The organism is Streptomyces roseifaciens, from assembly GCF_001445655.1.
GTDB classification, from domain to species: domain Bacteria; phylum Actinomycetota; class Actinomycetes; order Streptomycetales; family Streptomycetaceae; genus Streptomyces; species Streptomyces aureoversilis.
This window is the reverse complement of sequence record NZ_LNBE01000007.1, coordinates 88,999-99,029: the sequence shown is the minus strand read 5'-3', so window position 1 is coordinate 99,029 and position 10,031 is coordinate 88,999. Positions and strand designations below refer to the sequence as shown.

Here is a 10,031-nt window from a genome sequence, read left to right as displayed (position 1 = left end):
TCCGCTTCGGCACGGACAACGACAAGGGGGTCGTGCGCAACACGGCCACCGGCGACCTGCAGGTCGTCCAGGTCACGCCGGAGAACGAGGCCGACATCCTCGTCCACGACGCCCACTCCGCCTCCCCCACCACCGCCTTCGCCCTCTCCCGCCTCGCCGACCCCGACACCCTCCACCAGACGCCGATCGGTGTCTTCCGCAGTGTCGAGCGGCCGGTCTACGACACCCAGATGGCCGATCAGCTCGAAGCGGCGATCGAGCAGAAGGGCAAGGGCGACCTGACGGCCCTGCTGGCCGGGAGCGACACCTGGACGGTCGTCGGATAGGTCGCCGGACAGGCCATCGGGCAGATCGCCGGACAGGTGAGCCGAGGCGCTCGGACGGGCTGATTTCCGGCCCGTCCGGGGGCGTCTGACGCCCCATTCCCCGCTCGCCCGCTCTCATGGGGGCATGGCCGACCCCGATGCCACGCTCTCTCCCCCCATCCGCGACCGGCTCGCCTACCGCGTGAAGTGCCGGCTGCTCGGGCCGCCCCTGGTCACCGAGCAGCTCTCCCAGGAGAAGCTCAGCAACCCCATGGCGCTCGGGGTGCTGGCCTCCGACTGCATCTCCTCCACCGCGTACGGCAGCGAGGAGATGCTGCGCATCCTCGTGCCCGTCGCCGGGGTCGCCGCGTTCACCCTGCTGATGCCGGTGACCGGCGCGATCCTGCTCGTCCTGCTGCTCCTGACGCTCTCGTACCGCGACGTGGTGTCCGTGTACACGCGCGCGGGCGGGTCGTACGTCGTCGCGCGGGAGAACTTCGGGCCGCGCGTCGCCCAGATCGCCGCCGTCGCACTCCTCGTCGACTACATCGTCACGGTCGCCGTCCAGACCGCGGCCGGCACCGACGCGCTGATCTCCCTGGCCCACCTCACGGGCGAGGGGTACACGGGCATCGACCACCTCAAGCTGCCCATCACCGCGGCCGTGGTGGTACTGCTGATGTACGGGAATCTGCGGGGGATCCGTGAGGCGGGACGGGCGTTCGCGGCGCCCGCGTACCTCTTCATGCTCGCCATCGCGCTCCTGCTGGTCGTCGGCCTCGTCCGGGCGCTGGACGGCGGGCTCCCGCACACCGACCTGCACGCCCCGGGCGTGGTGCCCCTCGGCCAGGAAGGGAGCGGCTGGCTCTACGGCGCCTCCCTCTTCATGGTGCTGCGCGCCTTCGCCAACGGCGGTTCCTCGCTGACGGGACTGGAGGCCATCTCCAACGGCGTCTCCGCCTTCCGCCCGCCCCAGGGCGTCAACGCGCGGCGGACGCTGACCGTCATGAGCTGCGTCCTCGGCGTCATGGTGCTGGGCGTCTCCACCCTCGCCCACTACACGCACGCCGTCCCCTACGTGGACGGCAACCCGACCGTCATCGCCCAGGAGGCCCACCTCGTCTTCGGCGACGGCTGGACGGGCACGGCCGGGCTGGTGTTCGTACAGCTGGCGACCGCGCTCATCCTCTACACCGGCGCCAACACGCCCTTCACCGGCTTTCCCTTCCTCGCCAGCTTCGTCGCCGAGGACCGCTTCCTGCCCCGGAAGCTGATGCGGCGCGGCCACCGGCTGGCGTTCTCCAGCGGGATCATCTCCCTGACCGTCGTCGCGCTCGCGCTGCTGCTGGTCACCGGCGCCAACGTCGACAAGCTGGTCGCCCTGTACGCGATCGGCGTCTTCACCGGCTTCACGATGGCCGCCGCCGGGATGACGGCCCACTACTGGCGGCGGCGGGAACGCGGCTGGAGGACGGGGGTGAACTTCGTGGCGGCCGTGGTGTCGGCCCTGGTCGTCGTGATCTTCGCGATCACGAAGTTCACCGAGGGCGCGTGGCTGGTCGTCGTGGTCTTCCCGATCGGCGTGTGGGCGCTCATCCGCATCAACCGCGAGTACCGCGAGGAGGCCGCGGCCCTGGAGACCATGCCGCCCCTCACCGGAACGGCCGAGCCGCGCTGGCGGCGGCACCTCGTGTACGTCCTCGTCGACGTGCTCGACCTCGCCGCAGTCAAGGCGCTGCGGTACGCGCACGAGCTGCGGCCGGACGAAGTGCGGGCCGTGCACTTCGTCATCGACGAGGCGCGGGCGCGGCGGCTGGCCGCGCGGTGGGAGGAACTGCCCGGGACGAACGTGCCGCTGGAACTCGTCGACTGCCCGGACCGGCGGCTGCGGCACGCCGTCGCCGGGCTCGCCTCGCGCGACACGGCCGACGGGACGACCGCCCTGACGCTCCTCGTCCCCCGCCGGACGTACGCACGGCCGCTCGCCGCGCTGCTGCACACGGACTCCGGGGACGAGCTGGCGAAGACGTTGCAGCACCTGCCGAATGTGGCGGTGACGGTGGTGCCGTTCGATGTGACCGCGGCGATGGCGCGGATGCGGGCACGCACGCCTTGAGGCGGGCTCGGCACCGCCGGGTACGAAGCGGTGGGCTGCTCGCCGTCGCGGCGGGAGGGGGCCCCGGTCCCGCCCTTTCACCGTTTCCTGGGGGTGGGCCCCAGACCCCCAGGGGTGAGGCAGCCGCTCCGGATTCCCGTGCCCGCCCGGGGTCCGGGGCAGCGCCCCGGTTTCGGGAAGGGGTGGGTCAGGGGAATCCCTCCCGCCGCGACGGCGTGCAACCCCCACCGGCGCACCCGGCGGTGCCGAGCCCTCCTCGGCTACCTTCGCAAGGTCGCACCATGCCTTGGAGGGGACCATGCCCGCACCCGCACCGCCATCACGCAGTGAATCCCGCACTGGCCTCATCTGCAGCTTCGCCGCCTACGGCATCTGGGGGCTCTTCCCCCTCTACTGGCCGCTCCTGGACGCGGCCGGGCCCGTCGAGATCCTGGCGCACCGCATGGTGTGGTCGCTGGCCGCCGTGGTGGTCGTGCTCGTCATAACCCGGCGCTGGGCGTGGATACGCCCGCTGCTGCGGCAGCCCCGCCGGCTGGGCATGATCGCGCTGTGCGCGGCGACGATCTCCGTGAACTGGGGGATCTACATCTGGGGCGTCAATTCCGGGCATGTCGTGGAGACGTCGCTGGGGTACTTCATCAACCCCCTCGTCAGCATCGCCTTCGGCGTGGTGGTCCTGAGGGAGCGGCTGCGGGCCGCGCAGTGGGCGGCGGTCGGTGTCGGCGTGGCCGCGGTCCTCGTGCTGGCGGTGGCCTACGGCAAGCCGCCGTGGATCGCCCTCGCGATCGCGGCGACGTTCGGTACGTACAGCCTGGTCAAGAAGCAGGTGGGCCTGGACGGGCTGGAGTCTCTGGCGGCAGAGACGGCCATGCAGTTCCTTCCGGCGCTGGGGTTCCTGGTGTTCCTGGGGGCGACGGGGCACAGCACGTTCGTGAGCGAGGGCGCGGGGCACACCGCGCTGCTGATGTGCTCGGGGGCGATCACCGCGGTGCCGCTCATCCTGTTCGGCGCGGCGGCGGTGCGGCTGCCGCTGTCGGTGGTGGGGATGGTGCAGTACCTGGCGCCGACGTTCCAGTTCGCCCTGGGGCTGCTGGTGTTCCACGAGGGGATGCCGGCCGAGCGCTGGGTGGGCTTCGGGCTCGTGTGGCTCGCGCTGGCCGTGCTGACGTGGGACGCGCTGCGGACGGCGCGCAGGGCGCGGGCCGAGCTGCGGACGGCGCGGGCCGCCGCGGCCGGGGCGACCGGGGCGACCGGGGCGACGGGCACCGCGGGGGCGGGGGCGGGCGCGGCGGGCGCCGCCACCATCGTTAACACAGAAGTCACAACTGCCCCACAGGCACCAGAAGTCACAGCTCAGGGCCAGTAAGGACCCGTCAGGACCCGCCCGATATCCGGAAACCGGTGTCCCCTGTCCGAAATCCGCCCTTGACGCTCTTTCGGGGCGCCCTCAACATCATGCCCACGTCAAAATGAGTTGGGAGCCCCCCATGCTTGAACTCAGCGGTCCCACCGTGCAGCCCTCACGACCCCGAAGATCCCGCACCGGCGCCCTCCTGGCCACCGGTGCGGCCCTCGCGGCCACCCTGATCGGCGCGGCCTCCGGCCCGGCCCTGGCGGTTCCCACCGCCGCCACGGCCCTTCCGGTCGCCGCCGCCGGACCCGACATACCCGTCGCCAACGTCAAGGCGCATCTCGCCCAACTGCAGTCCATAGCCACCGCCAACGGCGGCAACCGCGCCCACGGCCGCCCCGGCTACAAGGCGTCGATCGACTACGTGAAGTCCAAGCTGGACGCGGCCGGCTTCACCACCACCGTGCAGCAGTTCACCACCGGCGGCGCCACCGGCTACAACCTCGTCGCCGACTGGCCCGGCGGCGACGCGGACCACGTCGTCTTCGCCGGCGCCCACCTGGACTCCGTCTCCGCCGGGCCGGGCATCAACGACAACGCCTCCGGCTCGGCCGGCGTCCTCGAAACCGCGCTCGCCGTGGCCCGCGAGGGCTACAAGCCCGCCAAGCACCTGCGGTTCGGCTGGTGGGGCGCGGAAGAGCTCGGCATGCGCGGTTCGAACCACTACGTCAACCAGCTCCCGGCCGCCGAGCGCGGGAAGATCGACGCGTACCTCAACTTCGACATGATCGGCTCGCCGAACCCCGGCTACTTCGTCTACGGCTACGACCAGAACCTCAAGGCCCTCTTCGAGAACTGGTTCGCCGCGAAGAACATCGCCACCGAGATCGACACCGAGGGCGACGGCCGCTCCGACCACGCCCCCTTCCAGCGGGTCGGCATCCCCGTCGGCGGCCTCTTCAGCGGCGCCGACTACCGCAAGACCGCCGCTCAGGCCCAGAAGTGGGGCGGCACCGCGGGCCAGCCCTTCGACCGCTGCTACCACTCGTCCTGCGACACCTCGGCGAACATCAGCGACAAGGCGCTCGACACCAACACCGACGCCATCGCGAGCGCGGTGTGGACGCTGAGCGGCGGCACCACCAACCCGCCCGGGGGGAAGATCTTCGAGAGCAAGTCGCAGCTCGCCATCCCCGACGGAGGAGCGGCCGTCGAGTCGCCCCTGACGGTCTCCGGCCTCACGGGCAACGCGCCGTCCGCCCTCAAGGCCTCCGTCGACATCAAGCACACCTGGCGCGGCGACCTGGTCGTCGACCTCGTCGGGCCGAGCGGGAAGGCGTACCGGCTGAAGGACTCCAGCGGCAACGACTCCGCGGACGACGTCGTCGCCACGTACACGGTCGACGCATCCGGGGAGACGGCGAACGGGACGTGGAAGCTCCGCGTCCAGGACATCGCCGCGCAGGACACCGGGCGCATCGACGGCTGGAAGCTCACCTTCTGAGCCGGCCCTGCCGTCCCGGCGCAGACCACTGAGGGCACAACCCCGCACGCGGGCCCGGGAGGCCGTCACACGCCTCCCGGGCCCGCACCCCTCACCGCGGGCGGCCCGGGCCCCGCACGGCCCCGCACCGGCCCCTCAGGCCGTGATGTCCTTCGTCGTGAACCGCGCCCACGCCGCCGAGCCGAACACGGCCGCGTACAGCGCCTGCAGCCCGAGGTTGTCCAGCAGCTGGTCCCAGTAGACCGGGGCGCGCAGCAGGTCCGCGAAGCTCAGCCAGTAGTGCGGGAAGAGGTACGGCTGGATCGCGTGCAGCTGCGGGAACTGGTCCAGGATCTGCGCCGTGATCAGCAGGCCCACGGTGGTGGCCATCGCCGCGATCCCGCTGCCGGTGAGCGTGGAGACGAAGAGCCCGAGCGCCGCGATGCCCACGAGCGACAGCGCCACCGCCCCCGCGACCGCCAGCGCCCGCAGCAGCCCCTCCGCGAAGGACACCGTCACCCCGCTGATCAGGGTCACGTCCCCCAGCGGGAAGAGCAGCGCCCCGACGGCGAGCGCGGAGGCCGCGACGGTCAGCGTCGCCGCGCAGCAGAACGTCAGCGTCGCCGCGTACTTGACGAGCAGCAGCCGGGTGCGGCCCGCGGGCGCGACCAGCAGGTAGCGCAGCGTGCCCGAGCTCGCCTCGCCCGCGACGGAGTCGCCCGCGATCACGCCGATGGCCATCGGCAGGAAGAAGGGCAGGGTCGCGGCGAGCGAGGTGAAGACCAGGAAGAGGCCGTTGTTGGTGACCTGGCTGATGAACGCCGGGCCCGCTCCCCCCTGGCCGGCCGAGCCGCCGTCCTGCGTCTCGATCTTCACGGCGATGCCCACCAGCACGGGCACGGCCGCGAGCACGCCCAGCAGCGCGAGCGTGCGCCACCGCCGGAACACCGTCGCCACCTCGCTGCGGAAGAGCGACAGCGCCCACAGCGGGCTGGGGGCGCGCCTCACCGCGGCGGCCGGAACGGCCGGAACGGCCTCAGCCTGCGACATCGAATCCCTCTCCGGTGAGTGCGACGAAGGCGTCCTCCAGGGAGGCTCGTTCGGTGCCGAAGGAGCGCACGCGGACGCCCGCGCGGACGAGCGCGGCGTTGAGGTCCGCGAGCTCCCGGGCCACGGCGGGCAGTTCGCCGGTGACGCGGTCGTCGTCGACGGTGAGGTCGTTCACGCCGTGTTCCTTGAGCACGCGGACGGCCTCCGCCGTGTCGGGGGTGGTGACGGCCAGCCTGCCGCGCGCGGAGGAGGCCAGTTCGGCGACCGTGCCCTGGGTCAGGAGGCGGCCCTGGGCCATCACGGCGGCGTGGGTGCACACCTGCTCGATCTCGTCGAGCAGGTGCGAGGAGAGGAAGACCGTGGTGCCCTCGGAGGCGAGGCCGCGCACCAGGGTGCGGATCTCGCGCATGCCCTGCGGGTCGAGGCCGTTGGTCGGCTCGTCCAGGACCAGCAGCTCGCGCGGCTGCAGGAGGGCCGCGGCCAGCCCCAGGCGCTGCTTCATGCCCAGGGAGTACGCGCGGGCCTTCTTGCCCGCCGCGGCGACCAGCCCGACCCGGTCCAGGGCGGCGTCCACCCGGGCCTTGCGGGTGCGCGGGTCGGCCGTGGGGTCGGCGGCGTCGAACCGCACGAGGTTGTCGCGGCCGCTGAGGAAGCCGTAGAGGGCGGGCCCCTCGATCAGCGCGCCCACCCGGGGCAGCACGCGCCGCCCGGCCCGCGGCATCTCCTCGCCGAGGACGCGGGCGACGCCGGAGGTCGGCTCGATCAGCCCCATGAGCATCCGGATGGTGGTGGTCTTGCCGGAGCCGTTGGGGCCCAGGAAGCCGAAGACGCTGCCGCGCGGCACGACGAGGTCGAGCCGGTCGACGGCGAGCTGCCCGCCCCGGTAGCGCTTGGTGAGCGCGTGGGTGGCTATCGCCGGTTCCCCGGCGGCGGACAGCTCCTCCATGGGGCCTCCCTGCCTGCGATCCGCTGTACGTACCGCTTCGCTGTACGTACTACTCCGCTCTAGGTGCTGCTTCGCTGTGCGTGCTGCTTCGCTGTGCGTGCTACTTCGACGCGGCCTTGACCAGCGCGTCCTTGGTGACGGCACCCACGTAGACCTTGCCGTCGTCCGTGACCAGGGCGTTGACCAGGCGGGTGCTGAAGACGTGGCCCGAGCCGAAGGAGCCCGAGACCTTGCTGCCGAGGCCGTCCAGCAGGGCACCGGCCGGACCGGCGTCCTTGCCGCCCTTGGCACCCTTGGCGCCCGCGCCCGGACCCACGCCCCCGGGCGTCTTGAACTCGGCGATCGACGTCCAGCTCTTGCCGATCACGTTCATGCCGGACAGGCCGGACTCGTCCAGGCCCTTCTTCCGGCCGTCCGCACCGGCCTTGCCACCCTTGCCGTCCTTGGCGTCCTTGTCCTCGGTGACCTTGGCGCCCTTCGGCGGGGTGAAGGCGAAGGTGTCCGCGGCCGGCTTGCCGAAGTCGACCTTGGTGAAGGCCGCCTCGACGACGGCCTTGCCGCCGCCCTTCGGAGCGAGCGTGAACTTCAGCGGCACGCCGTTCTTCGCGTCCACCGCGATGCGCACCGCGCCGACCGTCGACTCGGCCTGCTTGGGCTTGATGACCAGCTGGTAGGCGTCCCGGCCGGCGACCTTGGCCGTACCGTCCACCGACACCGACGTGGAGTCGTCCACGGCGGCGAGCGTCTTCTTGGCGAGGTCCTGCGGCGAGGCCCCGCGCAGCTCCTCGGGGGCCTCCTTGCCGCCCTTGGCGTCCTTGGGGGCCGTCGAGCGGTGGACGGTGTTGCTCTTGCTGTCGTACGCCCAGACCTGGTCGCCGTTGCGGATCAGGCTGTACTCCGCGGCGCGCTCGACGATCGACAGCCGCTGCTTGTCGGGGCCGTCGGCGGCGACGCGCAGGGTGTGCGTACCGGAGGCGAGCTCGGTGAGCTTGGCCTGCGGCGAGGCGGCGTCCGCCCCTTCGCCCTTGCCGGCCGGGCCGTGGCCCGCCTTGCCGCCCGGGCCGTCACCGAGCGAGAGGCCCTCGGGCATCGAGGGCAGGCCGAGGTCGGTCGTGATCTTGACGGTGCCGGACAGCTGCTGCGCGTCCGACTTCGCCACCTTGGCTATGAGGTCCTGCGCGCTGATCTTCGGCAGGTCGGGGTCGCCGCTGCTCGCGAGCGCCGTGCCGATCCCGATCGATGCCGCGGCGACGCCGGCCACCGCGACCGGGACGGCGTAGCGGACGGCCTTGCGGCGGCCCGGTGCCCGCCCGGCGCTTTCCCCGGCGCCGGCCGCCCCGTCGGTGCCGTGGGTCGGTTCGTTGCGTGCCATGTCCTCTACCTCCGTCGTCGGCGGCGGTCTCGGCGTGTCGTGCACTCGCCACCCCCTGAGCTCATTGTGAGCCCGGCCGCTCGGTGGCGGAGCGGGGAATCCGGGGCTTTTTCCCCGGTCTCTTCCCTCGCCCCGAGACACTTCGATTCCACCAGAGACGGCCTGCCGGGGCATCAGACGACGGGATCAAGTCCACGTACCCCTCGGGTAGGACATCCCCTACGGGACGGCCACCCGCGAGGGGGAGGCCGCACCTGACCTTCGTCAGCCGGCGCGGTGCACCACGGCATCGCAGAGGTTCTCCAGGGCGGCCTTGGCGAAGCAGTCGGGCAGCGGGGCCAGCGTGGACCGCGCCTCCTCGGCGTAGCGCACGGTGTCGCGGCGGGCCTGCTCCAGGGCGGGGTGGGTGCGCAGGCGGCGCAGCACCTCGGCGTGGAGGGCGTCGTCGGCGAGGTCGCCGTCGAGCATCTCGCACAGTTCGAGGTCGGCGGGCGAGCCGGTGGCGGCGGCCCGGGCGCGCAGGTGGAGGACGGGGAGGGTGGCGATGCCCTCGCGCAGGTCGGTGCCGGGGGTCTTGCCGGACTCGTGGGAGTCGCTGGCGATGTCGAGGACGTCGTCGGCGAGCTGGAAGGCCATGCCGAGGCGCTCGCCGTAGTGGGTGAGGACGTCGATCGTGCGCTCGTCGGCGCCGGACATCATCGCGCCGTACCGCCCGGAGACGGCGACCAGCGAACCGGTCTTGCCGGCGAGGACGTCGAGGTAGTGCTCGATGGGGTCGCGGCCGTCGCGGGGACCGGCGGTCTCCAGGATCTGACCGGTGACCAGCCGCTCGAACGCCTCGGCCTGGATGCGGACGGCCTCGGGGCCGAGGTCCGCGAGGATCTGGGAGGCGCGGGCGAAGAGGAAGTCGCCGGTGAGGACGGCCAGGGAGTTGCCCCAGCGGACGTTGGCGCTGTCCACGCCGCGGCGCTTCTCGGCCTCGTCCATGACGTCGTCGTGGTAGAGGGTGGCCAGGTGCGTGAGCTCGACGACGACGGCGGAGGGGACGACGCCCGGGGCGTACGGGTCGCCGAACTGGGCGGCGAGCATCACCAGCAGTGGCCGGAAACGCTTGCCCCCGGCGCGCACGAGGTGCTGTGCGGCCTCGGTGATGAAGGGCACGTCGCTCTTGGTGGCCTCGAGGAGTCCCTCCTCGACAGCGGCCAGTCCCGCCTGGACATCGGCTTCAAGAGCCTGGTCCCGCACGCTCAGCCCGAAAGGCCCGACGACGGTCACGAGGGGTACTCCTGTCTGCCTGCGAACACGGGGTTTGTCGATGTGTCGCTGTCTCCACCGAAAGTCAGCGTATCCGGTCGGCTGTGGATCACCGTGGCCGCCCGTCCGGGTTGCGCTGTCCCGGGCCCTTCAC

General features: G+C 72.2%; 7 protein-coding genes and 1 pseudogene. 4 read left to right on the top strand and 4 right to left on the bottom strand.

Annotated features, from left to right (window positions below):
* From AS857_RS35810 to AS857_RS35795, 4 genes and pseudogenes are all read left to right on the top strand, one after another.
* Positions 1 to 326 (top strand): annotated as a pseudogene (locus AS857_RS35810) (2-oxoacid:ferredoxin oxidoreductase subunit beta); the annotation flags it as partial.
* Between the two features lie 124 nt (positions 327 to 450).
* Positions 451 to 2,421 (top strand): APC family permease, encoded by a 1,971-nt coding sequence (locus AS857_RS35805; protein WP_058047653.1) that lies wholly within the window; start codon positions 451 to 453, stop codon positions 2,419 to 2,421.
* A 298-nt stretch (positions 2,422 to 2,719) separates the two neighbouring features.
* Positions 2,720 to 3,787, top strand: a complete 1,068-nt coding sequence (gene rarD / locus AS857_RS35800) for an EamA family transporter RarD (protein WP_079110953.1) — start codon at positions 2,720 to 2,722, stop codon at positions 3,785 to 3,787.
* A 121-nt stretch (positions 3,788 to 3,908) separates the two neighbouring features.
* Entirely contained in the window at positions 3,909 to 5,276 is a 1,368-nt protein-coding gene (locus AS857_RS35795) for a M28 family metallopeptidase (RefSeq protein ID WP_079110952.1), read from the top strand.
* Between the two features lie 135 nt (positions 5,277 to 5,411).
* Here AS857_RS35795 and AS857_RS35790 read toward each other — a convergent pair whose 3' ends face one another.
* The 4 genes from AS857_RS35790 to AS857_RS35775 form a co-directional block, all read right to left on the bottom strand.
* Positions 5,412 to 6,305, bottom strand: a complete 894-nt coding sequence (locus AS857_RS35790; protein WP_058047652.1) for an ABC transporter permease — start codon at positions 6,303 to 6,305, stop codon at positions 5,412 to 5,414.
* The gene (locus AS857_RS35785; protein ID WP_058047651.1) at positions 6,292 to 7,251 is read right to left on the bottom strand and encodes an ABC transporter ATP-binding protein; all 960 of its coding nucleotides are present in this window, start codon (positions 7,249 to 7,251) and stop codon (positions 6,292 to 6,294) included. The genes AS857_RS35790 and AS857_RS35785 overlap by 14 nt, the downstream gene beginning before the upstream one ends.
* A gap of 100 nt (positions 7,252 to 7,351) precedes the next feature.
* Positions 7,352 to 8,623 carry a LolA family protein gene (locus AS857_RS35780; protein WP_058047650.1) on the bottom strand — a complete coding sequence of 424 codons (1,272 nt, stop codon included), beginning with the start codon at positions 8,621 to 8,623 and terminating at the stop codon, positions 7,352 to 7,354.
* 264 nt (positions 8,624 to 8,887) lie between these two features.
* A complete protein-coding gene (locus AS857_RS35775) occupies positions 8,888 to 9,898 on the bottom strand; it encodes a polyprenyl synthetase family protein (RefSeq protein ID WP_058047649.1) in 1,011 nt (336 codons plus the stop codon).
* Between the last annotated feature and the right edge of the window lie 133 nt (positions 9,899 to 10,031).

What these genes read in the sequence shown, in the direction of transcription:
- AS857_RS35785 (WP_058047651.1), bottom strand. Translation starts at nt 7,251, where the DNA reads ATGGAGGAGCTGTCCGCCGCCGGGGAACCGGCGATAGCCACCCACGCG.
- AS857_RS35805 (WP_058047653.1), top strand. Translation starts at nt 451, where the DNA reads ATGGCCGACCCCGATGCCACGCTCTCTCCCCCCATCCGCGACCGGCTC.
- AS857_RS35780 (WP_058047650.1), bottom strand. Translation starts at nt 8,623, where the DNA reads ATGGCACGCAACGAACCGACCCACGGCACCGACGGGGCGGCCGGCGCC.
- AS857_RS35795 (WP_079110952.1), top strand. Translation starts at nt 3,909, where the DNA reads ATGCTTGAACTCAGCGGTCCCACCGTGCAGCCCTCACGACCCCGAAGA.
- AS857_RS35790 (WP_058047652.1), bottom strand. Translation starts at nt 6,305, where the DNA reads ATGTCGCAGGCTGAGGCCGTTCCGGCCGTTCCGGCCGCCGCGGTGAGG.
- rarD (WP_079110953.1), top strand. Translation starts at nt 2,720, where the DNA reads ATGCCCGCACCCGCACCGCCATCACGCAGTGAATCCCGCACTGGCCTC.